Origin of the sequence: Demequina soli (assembly GCF_000971195.1) — a bacterium.
Classification (GTDB): domain Bacteria; phylum Actinomycetota; class Actinomycetes; order Actinomycetales; family Demequinaceae; genus Demequina; species Demequina soli.
This window is the reverse complement of sequence record NZ_BBLZ01000005.1, coordinates 62531-81016: the sequence shown is the minus strand read 5'-3', so window position 1 is coordinate 81016 and position 18486 is coordinate 62531. Positions and strand designations below refer to the sequence as shown.

The window sequence follows — 18486 nt, the reverse complement described above, 5'->3', positions numbered from 1 at the left end:
ATGAACAGATGGTAGGGGGACGATGTTCCCGCGGGGTACGCGGGTCAGGAACCGGGGTCCGGGGGCGCCTGGATGCTCGTGGTGATCGACGGGCTCGGCTCGATCGACGGCTCGGGCTCGATGACGAATCCCGAGCCCAGCGGGGCCGCGAGCCATGCGAGCGCGACCATCACCGCGAGGACCACGCCCACGATCGCGAGGAACAGGACGACGCGCGACCCGTTGAGGGGTCCGCCCCGGTTGGCGCGCTCCCGCGCGCGGCGCAGGCTCCGGGCGATGCCCTCGGAGCGCGGCCAGCGGCGGTGAAGGGCCTCGAGCACCAGCTCCCACGTGCCCTGCTCGCGCACCACGTTCTGCTCGGCGACCATGATCTCGAGCGTGTCGAAGGCCGCCTCGTGGCGGTCGACCGCGTGATGGACGGACGCGGGCGGCGCCGAGGGCCCGAGGATGTCGTCGAGCGCGGCCACCTCGATGGCCTCGGTGGCGGCCTCCTGCTCGGCGGCGCGCGTGGCCGCCTCGCGCCGAGCCTGCTCGGCCGCCTCCTGCTCGGCGACCAGCTCGGCGCCCGCGTCGTGGATGGAGGCGGACAGGTCCGGCTCGGCGATCTCCTCGGCGAGCGCCGCCTCCGCGGACCGCTGCGCCGCGGCGAGGGTCTCCGCGGCCACGAGCGCCCGCGCGGCGGCGCGTGCGGCCTCCGCGCGCCGCTCCTCCTCGGCCGCCTCCCGGGCGGCGCGGTCGGCGGCCTCGCGCTCCAGCGCGGGCGTGAGCGCCAGGCCGTCCACGGCCGCGGGCAGCCCGATCAGGGCGCGCGAGTCCGCGGAGGACAGCGCGTCGACGAGCTCGGCGAGCGTCGCGGGACCCGCGCCGCGCATCGTCCCCACGGCCAGGGCTCGCGCGGGAGCGGGGAGGTCGTCGGGGAGGTCGTCGGCCGTCGCCTCGGCCGGGTCGATGCCGGTGAGGGCGCGCACGAGGATGGCGGCGAGCGCGTGGGCGTCGCCACGCTCGGAACGATGCGGCACGAGGCCGGCGCGCTCGGCGGCCTCGCCGTCGACGCCCAGGCCCCCGACCACGACCCGCCCGCGGGACGTCACGGTGATGCACGCGGGCCGCACGAAGCCGTGGGACAGGCCCGCGGCCTGCGCGACCGCGAGTGCGCGGGCCGCACCGCCCACGATCGCGACGGCGCGGCGGGCGTCGATGCGGTGGCGGTCGAGGATGGCGTCGAGCGCCACGCCGGGCACGTGCTCGATGGCGACGTAGGTGAGCGGCACGCCGTCGACGGTCTCGTGGCCCGTCGCGACGATGCGGGACAGGCGGGGGTCGCGCAGCCGCGAGGCGCGCGTGGCCTCCTTGCGGACGGCACCGGAGGCCTCGCTCTCGACGACGTCGACGACGGTGCGCCGGCCGAGCCGGAGGTCGTCGGCGAGATGCCTCGCGATGCCCGGGATGTCGTGGTCGACCTCGTCGAGCAGGGTGAACCGCGCACCCAGGACCGTGCCCGATTTCACCTGATACGCACCTCCGGATCCCGTTCGGGACCTATCGTACGTTGCGCCGCAGACGCTTCATCAAGGGGGCGACGAGGTCGCTCGCCTCGGGCACGCGCAGGGCCCGCAGGACCGCCCAGTAGAGGCCTCCCATGACCGGGACGAGCACCGCGAGGGCGACGACGGCGATGACGAGGGAGTGCACCTTGTCGGCCGGGTCGGGCGCGGGGATGAAGCGCAGCAGCGACCACCCCACCAGGCCGCTGAGGACCGCGCCGGCGAGCGCGCGCATCGTCACGGAGGCGTACGCGCGCACCCCCAGGCCGCCCACGCGGCGCCGCACGCCGTTGCCGCGCAGGAGCACGCCGACCACGTTCGACAGCGACAGCGCCAGCGCCGCGCCGGCCGTCCACCAGTACGGGTCGAGGAGGCGCTGGAAGGCCACCATGCCGACGAGCCACGCGATGGTGACGGGGATCTGGATGTAGAAGACGGCGCGCGCGTCCTCGAGGGCGAAGAACACGTTCTTGAACACGCCGAGAAGCGCGAGCGGGACGCCGCCGAGCGACAGCGCCATGAGCACGTACGCGATCGAGCGGACCACGTCCGCGCTCTCCGTCGGCAGGGCGAGGCGGACGATGGCGGGGGCGAGGGCGAACAGCACCGCGGTCGACCACAGCCCGAACACGGTCACCATGCGCATGCCGCGTTCCACCGTGGAGCGCAGCGCCGCCATGTCGTGGGCGGCCGCGTGCCGCGACATCGTGGTGGCGAGCGCGGTGAGCAGCGACACGATGATGAGCGAGTGGGGCAGCAGGTAGAGCATCATCGCGTTGAAGTACGCCGCATTGCCCGCGATGTCCCTCACACCCAGGTCGCTGCCGACGGCGCCGGCCTCGCTCGCGACGCGCGTGACGGCGATGACGCCCACCTGGTCGAGCAGGACGGCGCCCAGGGCCCAGCCGGCGACCGAGGTGACGCCCGCGAGCTCGCCCTTCGGGCCGCCCCAGACGGGACGCCAGCGGTACCCGCCGCGCAGCAGCGGCCAGATGAGGATGAGCGCCTGCGCGGCGATGCCGAGCGTGGCCGTGCCCGCGACGAGCCAGGTGGGCCCCGTGGACCACCAGCCCGGGTCGTCGAACGACGCGGCGTTGCCGTTGTAGCCGCCATACATGACCAGGAAGGCCGCGAGGCCGACGATCGAGACGACGTTGTTGAGCACCGGCGCCCACATGTACGGCCCGAACTGCTCGCGCGCGTTGAGCACCTGCCCGAGGATCGTGTAGACGCTGTAGAACAGCAGCTGCGGGATGCACCAGTAGGCGAACGCGATCGCGAGGTCGCGCTGCGGCGCATCCCAGCCCTGCGTGTAGATGCTCACGAAGACGGGCGCCGCGAGCGTGAAGACCACCGTGATCGCGAGCGAGCCGACGACGCCCAGGGTGACGATGCGGTCGACGGTCCGCTTGCCGTCCGGGCGGTGGAAGGCGCGCACGATCTGAGGCACGAGGACGGCGTTGAGCACGCCTCCGGCGACGATCGCGTAGAGCGTGTTGGGGATCTTGTTGGCGACGTCGTACGAGTTGGCCGCGATCCCGGTCGCGCCGATCGCGGCGACGAGCATCGCGTTGCGGATGAACCCGAGCGCGCGCGACACGAGCGTGCCCGACGCCATCACGAGGGTGTTGCGGCCCACCGAGCGGCGCGGCGGCTGCGGCGGGGACTCGACCTCGGGAGGCATCGCGTTGTCCTCGGTCATGTCACTCGTCCTTCTCGGCCGCGGGCGGCTGCGTGGGCGTGGGGGTGCGGGGCCCCGTGCGGGTCTCCTTGCGGCCGCGCCGGATGGTGCGGATCACCCCCATGATGAGCAGCAGCACGAGCCCGCCGGTGAAGACCGCGGTGATCGCCGTGCCCCAGTCGGCGCGCACGCGCACGCTCATGCTCACGGGCGAGGCGATGGCGATGCCGTCGGGGTTGCGCAGGACCGTCGTGGCCTGCACGTTGGCGGACGAGACTGCCGACACCTCGATCGGCACGGTCTTGGTGGAGTGCGCCTTGACGGTCACCGTGGGCGCCTCGCGGACCTGCAGGTTCGGGGAGAAGGACGTCATGTCGACCTGCACCGTCGCGTCGACGTCGAGGTCGTTGACCACCGCGACGGGCAGGCTGCCCTTGTCGGCGATGAAGTTGACGTCCGACCCGGCCGCGACGTGCAGCGCCCCCAGCGTGGCGTCGACGCTCGCGGTGGCCTCGACGGTGCGCAGCTCCCGGGCGGTGCTCTGCCCGCGCAGCGAGCGCGCCAGCGGCGACAGCAGGGAGCGGCCGCCGGGCGTGAGGATCGACGAGGGCTCCTGCGCGACCGTCGAGAGCTCCTGGAGGCGCGCGAGGCGCTCGGACAGGCCCGTGATGGTCGACGGGTCGAGGTCCTCCGCGACGCCGTGCTCGTGCGGGAGGGAGACGGGCGTGCCGGCCGCGTCGGCGGCCAGGCGGGTGAGGTCCACGGTCTCCACGAACGGGGCCTGCATGAGTGCGGACAGCGCCGTGGCGTCGGAGCTGTCCGACGGCGACCAGTCGTCGCCCGTCCACACCAGCACCGGGGACGTGGCGCCGGACGCGGTGAGGGCGCCCATCGCGATCGCGGCGCCGACCGCGCCGTCCGAGACCGCGGTGTTGCCCACCATGCCCGACAGCGTGGCGTCGGGGGTGAGGAGCGCGAGGTCGCCCTTGCGGGTCCCCGCCACGGTGGCGGCACGCGTGACGTCGTCGCTGGGTGCGGCATCCACGCCCCCCGTGACGAGCATGGCCCCCGCGGCCTCGGCCGCCGCGAGCCGGCCGGTGGGCCGGTCGGGATCCGCGGCGATCGCGAGCCAGGGGACGTCGTGCAGCGCGCTCACGGCGGCGCCCGACGAGCGTGCCAGCGCGTAGTCGAGGAGGCTCGTCTCTCCCGAGTGGGCGAGGGACACGAGGTCGGGATCGCCCGCGGGCAGGCGCACCACGGAGCGGTCGGACAGGTCGAGCGTGCCCGTGCCGATGTCCGACACGGTCGTGGGGTCGACCGCGAGCGTGACGCCCGCGATGTCCGTGGCGGCGGCGACGGCGCGCGCACGCGCGCCCAGGCCCGACGCGGTCGCGACCGCCGACAGGCGCAGCGTCGGCATCGAGGCGTCGACCCAGGTCACCGCTCCCGTCATCAGCGTGCTGCGGCCGTCGGCGGTGCGCAGCGCCAGCTGGACGCCGTGGACGCCCCACGTGCCGGACTCGAACGGAAGGCTCTTGGGCGGCGCGGTCACCGAGACCGTGGTCGAGGCGCCGGCGACGAGGCGCCGCACCTGCGACGGCTCGCCGCCGTCGGTGGCGGGCACCGTCACGGTGGAGCCGACCTTGGCCGTGCCCGCGTCGACCATCGTGGCGCCGCCGCCGTCGAGGAAGGCGGCGAGGGCGGTGCGGCTCTCGAGCGGCCGCTTGGTGACGCGCAGCACCACGGTCGCACCGTCGAGCGGCGTGATGCCGTCGTTCTCGACCGTCACGACGGCGGTCATGGAGCCGCGCGCCTGGACCAGCGGTGTGGGTGCCGACTGGACCGTGGTGGCGATGTCCGCGTTCGGCACGGGCTCCGCGATGGGCTCGGTCACGGATGCCGCGACGGCGGGCACGGCACCGGCCGCGGCCGCGGCCAGCGCCACCGCGCCCACGAGGGCGCGACGCACCGTGGCTCCCCACCTGGACCCGCGCATCGTCCCGCCGTTCACGGGGCGATGGCGAGCAGGCGTGCCGCCGCCTGCGCCATCTTCCGCTCGTTCGGGTAGGCGAGCTCGCGGGTCAGCTCGGCGACGGCGATCCAGCGGGCGACCTCGGCCTCGTGGTCGGGGTCGTTCTCCGTGGTGATGATGCCGCCCTTGGCCTCGAGCAGGTAGTGGTGGACCACCTTGTGGACGCGGCGGTCGTCGCCCGTGAACCAGTAGTCGATGATGCCGAGCGGCTGGATGATCTCCGCGTCGATGCCGGTCTCCTCGGCGACCTCGCGCACGGCGGCGATCTCGGGGGTCTCGCCCTCCTCGATGTGGCCCTTGGGCAGGCACCACTCCAGGCGGCCCGCGCGGTTGCGGCGGCCGATGCAGGCCGCGTACGCGATGCCGTCCTCGACGCGCACGGCGATGCCGCCCGCGGAGGTCTCGTTGCTCACGGGCAGGTGGGGCGCGCGGTGCGCGACGCCCTCGCGACGCTGTCGGACCGTCGCGCCCTGCGGAGGCATCGGCACGGGGCCGGGGCGCGGGACGGGCGGCGTGGGCATGGCCCAACTCTAACGACCCGTGGGGTGCCCTCCGGGAGGCGGGCCCGTGCGCGGAGGCCGCCGACGGGGGCGTCACGCCTCCATCTGGGACACTTGTGCGGTGACGACCCGCCCTGACACCCCGCCGACCCTCGACGTGCTGCGCACCCGCGCGGCCGGCCTGTGGTCGGCCCTTCCGCCCGAGATCGGACGCCTCGCGGAGGCGTTCGCGGAGGCGGGCCACGAGCTCGCGCTGGTGGGCGGGCCCGTGCGCGACGCGTTCCTGGGCCGTTCCAGCGCGGACCTCGACTTCACCACCTCCGCGTCGCCGGACGAGAGCGAGGCGCTGCTCAAGCGGTGGACGCGTTCGACCTGGGACATGGGGCGCGAGTTCGGCACCATCGGCGGGCGCCGAGGTGATCTGGTGGTGGAGATCACCACGTACCGCGCCGACGAGTACGACGGGGAGACGCGCAAGCCGGTGGTGGCGTTCGGCACCTCTCTTACGGGCGACCTCGCGCGCCGCGACTTCACGGTCAACGCGATGGCGGTGCGGCTGCCGTCCTTGGAGTTCGTCGACCCGTTCGACGGGCTCTCCGACCTGGCCGGCGGCCTGCTGCGCACGCCGATCGACCCGGCGGTGTCCTTCGGGGACGACCCGCTGCGCATGATGCGCGCCGCCCGCTTCGCGTCGCAGCTGGGCTTCGAGATCGAGCCCGCGACCTTCTCCGCGATGGCGGCCATGTCCGAGCGGATCTCCATCGTGTCGGCCGAGCGCGTGCGCGACGAGCTGGTCAAGCTGCTGCTCGGCACCTCGGTGCGCGAGGGCCTCGCGGCGCTCACGGACTCGGGCCTCGCGGCGCACGTGCTGCCGGAGCTGCCCGCGCTGCGCCTCGAGGTCGACGAGCACCACCATCACAAGGACGTCTACGACCACACGCTCACCGTGGTCGAGCAGGCGATCGCGCTCGAGACCGGCCCCGACGGCGCGGTGCCCGGGCCGGACCAGGTGCTGCGCCTCGCGGCGCTGCTGCACGACATCGGCAAGCCGGCGACGCGGCGCCTCGAGCCCGGCGGCGGGGTCTCCTTCCACCACCACGAGGTGGTGGGAGCGAAGCAGGCCGCACGCCGGCTCAAGGCGCTCCGCTTCGACAAGGACACCATCAAGGCGGTCGAGCACCTCGTGTTCCTGCACCTGCGTTTCCACGGCTACGCCGACGCGCGCTGGTCCGACTCCGCGGTGCGCCGCTACGTGGTGGACGCCGGAGCGGATCTCGAGCGCCTGCATCGTCTGACGCGCGCCGACGTCACCACGCGCAACCGCCGCAAGGCCGACCGCCTGTCGTTCGCCTACGACGACCTCGAGGCGCGCATCGCGGAGCTGCGCGAGCAGGAGGAGGTCGACGCGATCCGCCCCGACCTCGACGGCACGCAGATCATGGAGATCCTGGGGATCGCGCCCGGCCGCGAGGTGGGGCAGGCGTACAAGCACCTGCTCGAGCTGCGCATGGAGCACGGCCCGCTGGGCGCCGAGCGCGCCGAGGCGGAGCTCAAGGACTGGTGGAAGGCCCGCCAGGGCTGATCCCGCCGTGGGGGTCGGGACGCTCAGTCCTCAGGAATCGCGATCTGCGCGCATCTCGGGACGCTCAGTCCTCATCCCACGGCGCCCTCTCCACAGAAGTGCGCACCCGCCTGGTCCGCGTACACCGCGCCGGGCACCCTGGGCGCATGACCAGGCGCGAGCTCCTCGATCGGATGGCACGGCGGCTCGTCCCGCTGAGCTTCGCGGAGATGGTCGCGCTGAGCAGCAAGCAGGGAGTCAAGGCATGTCTCGACGCCGGTGAGATCGTCCGGGTCCTGCCCGACCAATACGCGTGGAGCGCCCATGCTCGGTCCTGGGTGGTGCGTGCTCATGCGGCACTCGCGTGGGCGGGACCAGCCTCCGCGCTGTGCGGCGCCTCGGCGCTGTACCTGTGGGGTGCCGCGGATCAACCGTCGACCGTCTCGATCGCGGCACCCTGGCAGGAGCGTCCGCGCGGACCGGGTTGGCTCCGCGTCAAGCGGTTCACGCATCCGCCCGCGGTGGCGGTGGTGCGCGGCTTCCGCGTGGTCGATGCGGACGTCGCGGTCGTGGTGGCACATGCAGAGCTTCCGCCGGGCCGACGTGCCGAGGCCGTGTACCGGCCCTTGCGCGCGGGACTGGTCACCTCCGAGTCCGTCGGCGCCGCGCTGGCGAGCATCGGCCGGGTGAGGGGTCGGGGCGAGCTCACGCGTCGCTTGGCGGCCGCTGCCCAGGGCTCCGAGAGCTACCTGGAGGAACGCTCGGATGCGATGGTGCTGCGCGGGCCCGAGTTCGACCGGCTGGTGCGTCAGCACCTCGTCCGAGCGGACGGTGCGCTCTACCGGCTCGACGCCTTCGACCCGGAGACCCTGACCGCATTCGAGTCGGACGGGGACGGCTCGCACAGCAGCCCCGAGGCCCGGCGACGCGACATCGAACGCGACGCGCGGCTCGCGGCGCTGGGCATCCTCACGGTGCGGTTCGACTACACCACCGTGATGAACCGTCCGGAGTGGTGCCGGAGCACGGCGCTGGCCACGATGGCGCGCCGAGCTCCGGCATCACAAGGACTGAGTGTCCCGAAGCGGCTCCGAGTCGCCGATTTGGAGGACTGAGTGTCCCGAACCCCGGGGGGTCAGGCCGGGATCGCCTGTGCCAGGTGCGGGAAGATCGCCGCCACCGGGGCGTGGACGATGCTGCCGTCCACCGTCGCGAGGCCGCGCGCGAGCGCGGGGTCCTTGGCGGTGGCGACCTCCCAGCCGTCGTTCGCGAGGCGCAGCGCGTAGGGCAGCGTCGCGTTCGTGAGGGCCAGCGTCGAGGTGTTGCCCACCGCGCCGGGCATGTTGGCGACGCAGTAGAACGTCGAGCCCTCCACCGTGTAGGTCGGCTCGGCGTGGGTGGTGGCACGGGAGTCCTCGAAGCATCCGCCCTGGTCGATCGCGATGTCGACCAGCACCGAGCCGGGCCTCATCCGCGACACCAGGTCGTGCGACACGAGCTTCGGGGCGCGGTCGCCCGCCACCAGCACCGCGCCGATGACCAGGTCTGCCTCGAGGCACGCGCGCTCGATCTCGTAGGCCGAGGACACCACGGTCTTCACGCGGCCCGCGTAGAGCGCGTCGAGCTGGCGCAGCCGCGGGATCGACAGGTCCAGCACGGTGACCTCCGCGCCCATGCCGACCGCCTGCGCGATCGCGTTCTGGCCGGACATGCCGGCGCCGAGCACGGTCACCTTCGCCGGAAGCACCCCCGGCACGCCGCCGAGCAGCACCCCGCGCCCGCCCTGGCTCGACTGCAGCGCGAACGCGCCGACCATCGTCGCCATACGGCCGGCGACCTCGCTCATCGGGGCGAGCAGGGGGAGGGAGCCGTCGTCGAGCGCGACCGTCTCGTACGCGATCGCCGTCGTGCCGGAGGACACGAGCGCACGGGTGAGCGCCTCGTCCGCGGCAAGGTGGAGGTACGTGAACAGCAGCAGCCCGTCGCGCAGGTAGCCGTACTCGGCGGCGATGGGCTCCTTGACCTTGATCACCATCTCGGCGGCCCAGGCCTCGTCGACGCTGCCGAGCGAGGCTCCGGCGAGCGCGTAATCCTCGTCGGAGAAGGCCGAGCCGAGGCCGGCACCCCTCTGCACGAGCATGTCGTGGCCGGCCGCGACCAGCTCCCGCACCCCCGCGGGGGTCGCGCCCACGCGGCGCTCGTTGTCCTTGATCTCTGCGGGGATGCCGATGCGCATCGCCCCTCCTCCCCGGCGCGCCAGCGCCGCACGTTGAAAGACGCATCGGGCGCATGTTCTTCGCCCGACCTCTACAATTCTTGAAGGAACTTCGCGCCAGGCAAGCAATCATGAAGCCGAGGCCCGATTCAAAAGGAAACGGAGAAGATTCGATGGAGCAGAGCCTGCGGGAGGGCCTCCGGGCGAAGGGTGTTCGGCTCGACGAGCTCGACGAGCGGATCCTATGGGAGCTCATGCGCGACGCCCGCATCCCCAACGCGGCGCTCGCGGCCCGCCTCCACGTCGCCCCGTCGACCACCCACACCCGCGTGCGCGCCCTCCGGGAGGCCGGGGTCATCAAGAGCGCGCACGTCGAGGTCGACTACGAGGCGCTCGGCCTCGACGTCCAGGGCATCGTCTCCGTCCGCCTGCGCGCGCAGGCCCGCCCGCAGATCAAGAGCTACGCCGCGAAGGTGATCCAGCTGCCCAACGTCCTGTCGGTGTTCTTCGTGGGCGGCACCATCGACTTCCTCATCCACGTCGCGTGCACGTCGACCGCGCAGCTGCGCGACTTCGTCGCGTCGGAGCTCAGCATGGACCCCGCGGTCGCGTCGACCGAGACGAACATCGTCTTCGACCACCTCATCGGCCAGGAGCACCTGGGCGCGGGCGGCCTCGCGGCGATGCGCGGCCCGATCCGGTAGGGCCCGGGCGGGAGGGCCCGACAAAGGAGGGACGATGCGCGACCCGGCCGGGCGCATCGTCCCGGCTCACGCGATCGGGGAGGGCACGCGCGGCGCCCGCGCGTAGACGAGCGCGACGGCGAGGTAGGCGACCGCGACGCCTGCCATCACGCCGGCGGAGTAGCCCGACGGCGGCAGCACGGCCGCGGCGACGGCGGCGCTGGCGAGGAACGCGACGTTGTAGGCCATGTCGTAGAGGGTGAAGGCGCGCCCGCGGTAGGCGTCGGCGGTGTCGTGCTGGACGATCGTGTCGACGGCGATCTTGCCGCCCTGGACCGCGAGGCTGATGATCACGGCCGCGGCGAGCAGCGCCCACCGCGCCGACGAGGCGGCGAGCAGCAGCTGGCCGGCCGCGCCCAGCACCAGCGCGCCGACGATCCACCGGTGGCGGCCCACGCGGGGACCGAGCCACGGGGTGAGGACGGCCGCGAGCCCGAAGCCGGCGGCCGCGAAGCCCAGCACCACGGTGAACGCGCCGAGCGACTGCTCGGGGTGCGCGGGGTCGCCGAGCAGCCGCCGCGACATGAGGATCGACGCGATGAACATGATCCCGTAGAGCAGCCGCTGCGCCGCCATGACGGCCAGCGCGTGGAACGGGGTGACGCGGCGCCGCAGGTAGGTCACGCCCGACGCGAGCTCGCGGCCCAGGGCGCGGACCTGCGCGCCCACGGCGAGCGACGCGAGCGGCGCCTCGGGGCCGAGCTCGTGGGCGCCGAGCAGCGTCGCGGCCCACGACGACAGCGCGAAGAACGCTCCCGCGCACGTGAGCGCCGCGAACGCGAGCGACGACTCCGACGCGGACGGGAACACGAACGTCACGACGCCGCCGATCGCCGCGCCGACGCTCGCGGCGATGGTGCCGAGCGTCGGCATGATGGCGTTGGCGGCCAGCAGCTCCTCATCCGGCACCACGTTCGCGAGGCCCGCGGACATGGCGGACAGCAGGAAGCGGTTGACCGACAGCGTGACCAGCGCGAGGGCGTAGAGCGTCCACACGGGACCGTCCGCGAGCAGGATGGCGAGGATCGCGGCGGCGAGCCCCACGCGCACGAGGTTGCCCACCAGCAGGATGCGCTGACGCGACCAGCGGTCGATCAGCGGCCCGACGAACGGCCCGACCACCGTGAACGGCAGGAGCAGCACGGCGAAGCCGACCGCGATCGCTCCCGGGGTCGCGGCCTGGGTCGGGTCGAAGAAGAAGGCCGTGGCGATGCCGACCTGGAACATGCCGTCGCCGCCCTGGGACAGCAGGCGCGCATGCGTGAGACGGCGGAAGCCTCGCGCCCTCCACAGCCGGGAGAGGTCGCGGGCCAGGGTCACGTGCCCAGCGTAGGGGCAGCCAGGGGGTCAGTAGAGTGACCGGGTGAGAGGGGAGGCCGGCATGGGCTTCGGTGAGGCGATCCGCACCTGCTACCGCGGCTTCGCGACCTTCCGCGGGCGCGCCGCGCGCGCCGAGTACTGGTGGTTCCAGCTGTTCGCGTCCCTCGTGTGGATCGTCGCGGCGGCCGGCGCGATCGCGCTGTGGTTCTCGGCCTTCCCCGACGGAGCGAGCCCGGCGGACGACCCGGCGATCGACCCGGGCTCCGTGCACCTCGCGCCCCTCACCCTCGCGTGGGGGATCGTGCTGGCCTTCGTGGTCGCGGTCGGCGTGCCGGTCCTCGCGGTCACGGCCCGCCGCCTGCACGACCTCGGCATGAGCGCCTGGTGGCTGCTGCTCGCCCCGGTCGGCCTGAGCATCGTGCTGCACGTGCTCGCCCTGCTGCGCGGCAACGAGGGCGCCAACCGGTTCGGGCCGGACCCGCGCATCGTCCACGCGGTGCGCGCCGCCCCGTGATCGCGCCCGACACCCTGCTCGCGTTCGCCGCGGTCGCCCTCGTCATCATCGTCATCCCCGGCCCGGGCGTCCTCTACGTCATCGGCCGCGCGCTCCAGCACGGCACGCGTCCCGCCGTGGTCTCCGCCGTCGGCCAGGCCGGCGGGCCGGTGCTGCATGCCGTGGTCGTCGCGCTCGGCGTGGGCGCGCTGATCGCCGCGTCCGAGGCCGCGTTCGTGGTGCTCAAGGTCGCGGGCGGCCTCTACCTCGTGTGGCTCGGCGTGCAGGCGTTCCGCCATCGCGGCGCCCGCCTCGCCGTGACGGGGGACGATGCGCCGGTCCCGCCCGCGCGGCGCCTCCTGGGCGAGTCGCTCGTCGTGGGCGTGTCGAACCCCAAGACGCTGGTGTTCATCGCGGCCGTGCTGCCGCAGTTCGTCGATCCGGGCCGCGGCGCGGTGGGCGCGCAGATCGTGGCGCTCGGCGTGACGTTCGCGCTGATCGGCATCGCGTCGGACTCCGTGTACGCGCTCGCGGGGGGCGCGGCGCGGGACTGGTTCGCGCGGTCGCCCGGCCGGCTCGCGACCATCCGCGGCGGGGGCGGCGTCGCGATGGCCGTCCTCGGCCTGGTGCTGCTGCTGTCGCGCCGCGCCGCCTGAGCGCGCCCATCACGGCGTCATGGCTGGTTAGGGTGTGGACGCCGGCGCTCGCCGGCACGCGAGAGGGGTGTGGGATGAACGGATACATGACCGCGCTGGCGAGGTACGCGCAGTTCACGGGGCGCTCGCGGCGGCTCGAGTACTGGAGCTTCGTGCTCGTCAACGGCCTCATCATCGCGGTGCTCGAGATCCTCGCGTTCACGACCGGCTTCGACTCCGACACGGGCTTCCACGGCCTCGGGCTGGTGTTCATGTGGATCGCCGGCATCTACGCGCTCGCCGTGCTGCTGCCGTCGCTGGCGGTGCAGTGGCGCCGCTACCAGGACATCGGATGGCCGGGCGCCGTGTCGATCGTCGGCTGGTTCATCCCGCTGCTCACGTTCATCGTGGCCTTCATCCCGGGCAACCCGGGGGCCAACCAGTACGGCCCCGACCCCAAGGCCTGACGCCGTCCTTTCCCTGGTCCGCAGCGGTTGCAGGCATGCACGCCGCGGGCCAGGGTGGGAGGTATGAGCCGGATACCCGAGCGCGTGGCGGTCGTGGGGGGCGCGGGCAGGGTGGCCCGACGCCTCATCCCCCTCCTTCTCCACCGGGGGCATGAGGTGGTCGCGCTCGCGCGCAGGGAGGAACAGCTGCTCGCGTTGCGGGACCTGGGTGCGATCGCGCGGCACCTCGACATCGAGAACGCTGACGAGCCCGACTTCGCGGCCGTGCTCGGCGGCTGCGACGCCGTGGTGTTCGCGGCCGGGGGAGGGCCCGACGGCAACGCGGCGCGCAAGCGGTCCGTCGACCTCGAGGGCTCGCTCAAGTCGATCGCGGCGGCCAAGCGCCGCGGCATCAAGAGGTTCGTGCAGGTGTCCGCGATGGGCGTCGACGCCGAGCCGGACCCGGACCGCGGCGACGTGTGGACCGCGTACGTCTACGCGAAGCGCGAGGCCGACATCGAGCTGCGCAGGTCGGGGCTCGCGTGGACCATCCTGCGCCCGGGTCTCCTCACCGACGGCCCCGGCACGGGCTGCATCACCATCGCGGAGAAGGTGCAGCCGTACTCGATCCCGCGGATCGACGTGGCGCAGACGATCGCCTCCTGCATCTCGAGGCCCAGGACCGCCGGACGCCAGTGGGAGGTCATCACGGGCCCGCACCCGATCGGGACCGTGCTGGACGAGCTGACCGCGGAGTAGCCTCCCGAGACGCTGCTCCACTCGCGGTTCGCGACGCGATGTGCAGCGGAGGGCTCCCGTGCCGCGCGCGCCGTGTGGGTCTCGGTCGGAGCGCGCCGGGCCGGAGACGGCGAAAGGCCGGGTCCCACCCTCAGCGGGACCCGGCCTTCCTGCCGTTCAGGCAGTCTCAGACGAGACGGTTCAGCGCTCGACCTCGCCGGCGATGAACGACTCGAGCTGGGCGCGGCCCTTCGTGTCCTCCATCTGGACCGGCGGCGACTTCATGAAGTAGGTCGACGCGGACAGGATCGGGCCGCCGATGCCGCGGTCCTTGGCGATCTTCGCGGCGCGCATGGCGTCGATGATGATGCCGGCCGAGTTCGGGGAGTCCCAGACCTCGAGCTTGTACTCGAGGTTGAGGGGCACCTCGCCGAAGGCCGAGCCCTCGAGGCGGACGTACGCCCACTTGCGGTCGTCGAGCCAGGCGACGTAGTCCGAGGGGCCGATGTGCACGTCGCGCGAGTCCTTGAGGCCGGCGAGCGGGCCCGACAGGTTCGAGGTGACGGCCTGGGTCTTCGAGATCTTCTTGGACTCGAGGCGCTCGCGCTCGAGCATGTTCTTGAAGTCCATGTTGCCGCCGACGTTGAGCTGGTACGTGCGGTCGAGGCGCACGCCACGGTCCTCGAACAGCTTCGCGATCACGCGGTGCGTGATGGTCGCGCCGACCTGCGACTTGATGTCGTCGCCGACGATCGGCACGCCGGCCTCCTCGAACTTCGCGGCCCACTCCGGGTCGGACGCGATGAAGACGGGGAGGGCGTTGACGAAGGCGACGCCCGCGTCGATCGCGCACTGCGCGTAGAACTTGGCGGCCTCCTCGGAGCCCACGGGGAGGTAGCACACGAGGACGTCGACCTCGCGCTCCTTGAGCACGGAGACGATGTCGACGGGGGCCTCGTCGGACTCGATGATGGTCTGGCGGTAGTACTTGCCGAGGCCGTCGAGGGTGTGGCCACGCTGGACCTGGACGTCCGTCTTCGGCACGTCGCAGATCTTGATGGTGTTGTTCTCGGACGACTGGGTCGCCTCGACGAGCTCCTTGCCGACCTTGAGCGAGTCGACGTCGAACGCCGCCACGAACTCGATGTCGGAGACGTGGTAGTCGCCGAACTGGACGTGCATGAGGCCGGGGACCGTCTCGTCGGCCTTGGCGTTCTTGTAGTACTCCACGCCCTGGATGAGCGACGTCGCGCAGTTGCCCACGCCGACGATGGCGGCACGAAGCTGAGCCATGGTTGGTGTCTCCTTGACTAGTGGTCCGCCGAGGCGGAGCCGTGGTGGTCACCGCCGGGGGCGGATCGTTCATTCTCGATGAGGCGGTCGAGCCACGAGATCTCGCGCTCGACCTGCTCGAGGCCGTGGCGCTGGAGCTCGGCGGTGTAGGCATCGTGACGCTCGTGCATGCGCTTGAGCCCCTCCGACACCTCCTCGAGCCGCTCGGCGAGACGGCTGCGCCGTCCCTCCAGGATCCGCAGCCGCGTGGCGGCGTCGGTGTGTGCGAACAGGGAGAAGCGCACGTCGAACGCGTCGTCGTCCCACGACGACGCGCCGGCGTTCGCCAGCTCCGTGGTCAGGCGGGCGCGCCCCGCCTCGGTGAGGCTGTACGCGATGCGCGCGCGCCGGGACGATGCGGGGGTCGGGTTGCCGGGCTCGTCGCCCGACGCCTCGATGAGCCCCGCCTCGACCATGCGACGCAGGCACGGGTACAGCGACCCGTAGCTGAGGGCCCGGAAGGGGCCCAGCTCGACGCCCAGAAGCTTGCGGATCTGGTAGCCATGATGCGGCCGGTCGCGGAGGATGCCGAGGATCGCCAGCGTCAGGACATCCGTCTTGGCCACCGCTCCTCCTCGCATCCCGGGGCCCGCTGTCGCGGGCCGATATCACGACCAGTTGTATCGCGCCGATACATCGGAGACCGTAGCGCACCGTGTCCGGACGCGCGAATCCGCCGCGCCGGGGGACAAGTCGCCCCCGCCGCGCGTTGGACGATGCGCCGGGCGCGCAGGCGTGCGGCGACGGCCGTCCGCGGGCCCGGGTCCGCGCGGCCGGAACCGAGCACTCCGTAAGGTGGTCACGTGACCGAACGCCCCCTCGCCCCCCAGCGCGTGTCCATGCACGCCTCCTCGACGTCCCCGCAGCCGCCCCGGTCGGGGCAGTCGCCCGTGCGTCGCAGCACCCGCTCCCACCAGGGAGGAGGCGCCTGGGCGAGCACCGGCGTGGCGGCGACCCCCGCATCGTCCACGGGTGCGAAGGGCGGCGGCCAGGGAGGCGGCGGCGGCAAGGGCACCCGCGGCAAGGACGGCAAGGGCGGGCTCCCGCGCTGGAAGCGGATCCTCCGGATCACGGGCATCGCGGCGCTCATCGCGCTGCTCGTGACCATCGCGGCGGGCGCCATCGCGGTGATGAGCGTCTACTCGAAGCTCGAGGTGCCGCAGGCGGCGGACGTCGCGCTCGCGCAGTCCTCGACCGTGTACTGGGCCGACGGCAAGACCGAGATGGCGAAGGTCGGCGAGGTCGACCGCCAGATCATCGACTGCTCGAACCTGCCCGACTACGTGCCGCACGCGATCGTCGCATCCGAGGACCGCACCTTCTACACGAACCCGGGGATCGACTTCAAGGGCACCGCCCGCGCGCTGTACAAGACCATCGTGCAGGGCGACAAGCAGGGCGGCTCGACCATCACGCAGCAGTACGTCGAGCGCTACTACGTGGGCGAGACCACCACCGACATCCCGGGCAAGATCAAGGAGGCGCTGCTCGCGCTCAAGGTGGACTCGGAGCAGACCAAGGACGAGGTCCTCTGCAACTACATGAACACCATCTACCTGGGCCGCGGCGCCTACGGCATCGAGGCCGCCGCCCAGGCGTACTTCGACAAGCATGCCGAGGAGCTCACGCTGTCCGAGGCCGCGATGATCTGGGGGATCGTGCCCGCGCCGAGCGCGTGGGACCCCGCCGTGAACCCGGCGAAGGCGGAGCAGCGCTGGAACTACGTGCTCGACGGCATGGTCGAGGCCGGCTTCATCACGCAGGCCGAGCGCGACGCGCAGGCCTTCCCCGAGCCGGTCGAGTTCTCCACCTCCGACACGTTCGGCGGCACCAACGGCTACCTGATCCGCACCGCGCTCGACGAGGCCATCGCGAAGCTCGACCTCACGCAGGAGCAGATCGAGATGGGCGGCTACAAGATCGTCACGACCTTCAAGAAGCACGACCAGCGGTCGGTGGTCAACGCCGTCCAGCACATGCCCGAGGGGCACGCGGACAACCTCAAGGCGGCCGCGACCACGGTGAACGCCCAGACGGGCGCCGTGACGGCGATGTACGGCGGGCCGGACTACCTCAAGGTCCAGCGCAACGCGGTCACCCAGGACATCTCGCAGGCGGGCTCGACGTTCAAGCCGTTCGCGATGATCGCCGCGCTGTCCAACGGCTTCTCGCTCGACACCCGGTACGAGGCCAACGACTCGATGACGCTGCCCGGCTTCGAGAACCCGGTGCGCAACTTCGCGGGTATCAACTACGGCTGGATCGACATGGTCCAGGCGACGCAGAACTCGGTCAACACCTACTACGTGCAGCTCAACGAGGCCGTGGGCCCCGACAAGACCATGCAGGCGGCGATCGACGCGGGCCTGCCGCAGGACACCGTCGGCCTGGACGACAACGCGGCGAACGTGCTCGGCACCGCCTCGCCGACCGCGATGCAGATGGCGCACGCCTACACGACCATCGCCGACGGCGGCGTCCGGAAGCCGACCTACACGGTGCAGAAGGTGATCGGCCCCGACGGCGGCACCGCCTACGAGCACCAGGAGGACTCCACCCGGGTGTTCTCGAAGGACGTCATCGCCGACACCACCTACGCGATGCAGCAGGTGGTGCAGGCCGGCTCCGCCACGCAGGCACGCGAGCTCGGCCGCCCCATCGCGGGCAAGACCGGCACGTCGAACGACAACAAGTCGGCCTGGTTCTGCGGCTTCACCCCGCAGATCGTCGGTGTGGTGTCGCTGTACCAGGTCGGCGAGGACGGCTCGGTGCAGTCGATCACCCCGTTCGGCGGCTACTCGGAGATCACCGGCGGCACCGTGCCGACGGACATCTGGGTGTCGATGATGGGCCCGATCCTCGACCGCATGGACGTGGTCGACTTCCCGCCGCGCGCGAACGTCGGCGAGGCGGTCAACCCCAAGCCCACCTCCACGCCGTCGTCGACCCCGTCGCCCACGCCGTCGTCGACCCCGTCGCCCACGCCGTCCCAGACCGCGGCGCCGGAGCCGTCGGTGACGCCCGAGCCGGTCATCACGCCCGAGCCGTCGGTGACGCCCGAGCCGGTCATCACGCCCGAGCCGTCGAGCACGCCCGAGCCCACGGCGACCGCGGGTGCCGCGGCCGATCCGGCCGCCACGCCGGGCACCGGGAAGAAGTCAGGGACGTCCACCGGGAACGCCGCGGCCGCGGGGTAGCCGTGCCGGGACGATGCGCCGCGCGGCTCATCGTCCCCGGTCGCCCGGG

At 72.7% G+C, this 18486-nt stretch carries 16 protein-coding genes; 8 read left to right on the top strand and 8 right to left on the bottom strand.

Going from position 1 to position 18486, the window contains the following annotated elements; translation table 11 throughout:
- Positions 1-44: 44 nt before the first annotated feature.
- From AOM04_RS11575 to AOM04_RS11560, 4 genes are read right to left on the bottom strand one after another with little or no spacing between them, the layout of a single operon-like run.
- Positions 45-1508 carry a protein kinase family protein gene (locus AOM04_RS11575; RefSeq protein WP_062464952.1) on the bottom strand — a complete coding sequence of 488 codons (1464 nt, stop codon included), beginning with the start codon at positions 1506-1508 and terminating at the stop codon, positions 45-47.
- 31 nt (positions 1509-1539) lie between these two features.
- Positions 1540-3246 carry a murein biosynthesis integral membrane protein MurJ gene (gene murJ / locus AOM04_RS11570; protein WP_062464951.1) on the bottom strand — a complete coding sequence of 569 codons (1707 nt, stop codon included), beginning with the start codon at positions 3244-3246 and terminating at the stop codon, positions 1540-1542.
- Position 3247: 1 nt separating this feature from the next.
- Entirely contained in the window at positions 3248-5194 is a 1947-nt protein-coding gene (locus AOM04_RS11565) for a DUF6049 family protein (protein ID WP_062464950.1), read from the bottom strand.
- A gap of 38 nt (positions 5195-5232) precedes the next feature.
- Entirely contained in the window at positions 5233-5778 is a 546-nt protein-coding gene (locus tag AOM04_RS11560; RefSeq protein WP_082104603.1) for an NUDIX hydrolase, read from the bottom strand.
- Positions 5779-5878: 100 nt separating this feature from the next.
- Between AOM04_RS11560 and AOM04_RS11555 the strand changes: the two genes are divergently transcribed.
- Both AOM04_RS11555 and AOM04_RS11550 read left to right on the top strand, forming a co-directional pair.
- On the top strand, positions 5879-7339 hold the full coding sequence (locus tag AOM04_RS11555; RefSeq protein WP_062464949.1) for a CCA tRNA nucleotidyltransferase: 1461 nt from the start codon (positions 5879-5881) through the stop codon (positions 7337-7339).
- A gap of 146 nt (positions 7340-7485) precedes the next feature.
- Positions 7486-8433: an endonuclease domain-containing protein gene (locus AOM04_RS11550; RefSeq protein ID WP_062464948.1), complete on the top strand. Its 948-nt coding sequence runs from the start codon at positions 7486-7488 to the stop codon at positions 8431-8433.
- 20 nt (positions 8434-8453) lie between these two features.
- Here AOM04_RS11550 and ald read toward each other — a convergent pair whose 3' ends face one another.
- Complete coding sequence (gene ald / locus AOM04_RS11545) at positions 8454-9554, bottom strand: alanine dehydrogenase (protein ID WP_062464947.1); 1101 nt, start codon at positions 9552-9554, stop codon at positions 8454-8456.
- A 152-nt stretch (positions 9555-9706) separates the two neighbouring features.
- Between ald and AOM04_RS11540 the strand changes: the two genes are divergently transcribed.
- A complete protein-coding gene (locus tag AOM04_RS11540) occupies positions 9707-10237 on the top strand; it encodes an Lrp/AsnC family transcriptional regulator (RefSeq protein ID WP_062464946.1) in 531 nt (176 codons plus the stop codon).
- A 66-nt stretch (positions 10238-10303) separates the two neighbouring features.
- Here the strand turns inward: AOM04_RS11540 and AOM04_RS11535 are convergent, their stop codons facing one another.
- A complete protein-coding gene (locus AOM04_RS11535; protein ID WP_062464945.1) occupies positions 10304-11596 on the bottom strand; it encodes an MFS transporter in 1293 nt (430 codons plus the stop codon).
- 43 nt (positions 11597-11639) lie between these two features.
- On the opposite strand from AOM04_RS11535, the gene AOM04_RS11530 reads away from it, so the two are divergent.
- From AOM04_RS11530 to AOM04_RS11515, 4 genes are all read left to right on the top strand, one after another.
- Positions 11640-12110 carry a DUF805 domain-containing protein gene (locus AOM04_RS11530; protein ID WP_228373703.1) on the top strand — a complete coding sequence of 157 codons (471 nt, stop codon included), beginning with the start codon at positions 11640-11642 and terminating at the stop codon, positions 12108-12110.
- On the top strand, positions 12107-12745 hold the full coding sequence (locus AOM04_RS11525) for a LysE family translocator (protein ID WP_062464943.1): 639 nt from the start codon (positions 12107-12109) through the stop codon (positions 12743-12745). The genes AOM04_RS11530 and AOM04_RS11525 overlap by 4 nt, the downstream gene beginning before the upstream one ends.
- Before the next feature lie 74 nt (positions 12746-12819).
- Positions 12820-13191 (top strand): DUF805 domain-containing protein, encoded by a 372-nt coding sequence (locus tag AOM04_RS11520; protein WP_082104602.1) that lies wholly within the window; start codon positions 12820-12822, stop codon positions 13189-13191.
- 63 nt (positions 13192-13254) lie between these two features.
- Complete coding sequence (locus AOM04_RS11515) at positions 13255-13929, top strand: SDR family oxidoreductase (RefSeq protein WP_062464941.1); 675 nt, start codon at positions 13255-13257, stop codon at positions 13927-13929.
- A gap of 180 nt (positions 13930-14109) precedes the next feature.
- Here the strand turns inward: AOM04_RS11515 and AOM04_RS11510 are convergent, their stop codons facing one another.
- Together AOM04_RS11510 and AOM04_RS11505 are read right to left on the bottom strand one after the other, a co-directional pair.
- The gene (locus AOM04_RS11510; protein ID WP_062464940.1) at positions 14110-15201 is read right to left on the bottom strand and encodes an inositol-3-phosphate synthase; all 1092 of its coding nucleotides are present in this window, start codon (positions 15199-15201) and stop codon (positions 14110-14112) included.
- 17 nt (positions 15202-15218) lie between these two features.
- Entirely contained in the window at positions 15219-15806 is a 588-nt protein-coding gene (locus AOM04_RS11505; protein ID WP_228373702.1) for a PadR family transcriptional regulator, read from the bottom strand.
- A 237-nt stretch (positions 15807-16043) separates the two neighbouring features.
- On the opposite strand from AOM04_RS11505, the gene AOM04_RS11500 reads away from it, so the two are divergent.
- On the top strand, positions 16044-18437 hold the full coding sequence (locus AOM04_RS11500) for a transglycosylase domain-containing protein (protein WP_062464938.1): 2394 nt from the start codon (positions 16044-16046) through the stop codon (positions 18435-18437).
- The last annotated feature ends 49 nt before the right edge of the window (positions 18438-18486 follow it).

What these genes read in the sequence shown, in the direction of transcription:
- AOM04_RS11550 (WP_062464948.1), top strand. Translation starts at nt 7,486, where the DNA reads ATGACCAGGCGCGAGCTCCTCGATCGGATGGCACGGCGGCTCGTCCCG.
- ald (WP_062464947.1), bottom strand. Translation starts at nt 9,554, where the DNA reads ATGCGCATCGGCATCCCCGCAGAGATCAAGGACAACGAGCGCCGCGTG.
- AOM04_RS11540 (WP_062464946.1), top strand. Translation starts at nt 9,707, where the DNA reads ATGGAGCAGAGCCTGCGGGAGGGCCTCCGGGCGAAGGGTGTTCGGCTC.
- AOM04_RS11560 (WP_082104603.1), bottom strand. Translation starts at nt 5,778, where the DNA reads ATGCCCACGCCGCCCGTCCCGCGCCCCGGCCCCGTGCCGATGCCTCCG.
- AOM04_RS11515 (WP_062464941.1), top strand. Translation starts at nt 13,255, where the DNA reads ATGAGCCGGATACCCGAGCGCGTGGCGGTCGTGGGGGGCGCGGGCAGG.
- AOM04_RS11510 (WP_062464940.1), bottom strand. Translation starts at nt 15,201, where the DNA reads ATGGCTCAGCTTCGTGCCGCCATCGTCGGCGTGGGCAACTGCGCGACG.
- murJ (WP_062464951.1), bottom strand. Translation starts at nt 3,246, where the DNA reads ATGACCGAGGACAACGCGATGCCTCCCGAGGTCGAGTCCCCGCCGCAG.
- AOM04_RS11520 (WP_082104602.1), top strand. Translation starts at nt 12,820, where the DNA reads ATGAACGGATACATGACCGCGCTGGCGAGGTACGCGCAGTTCACGGGG.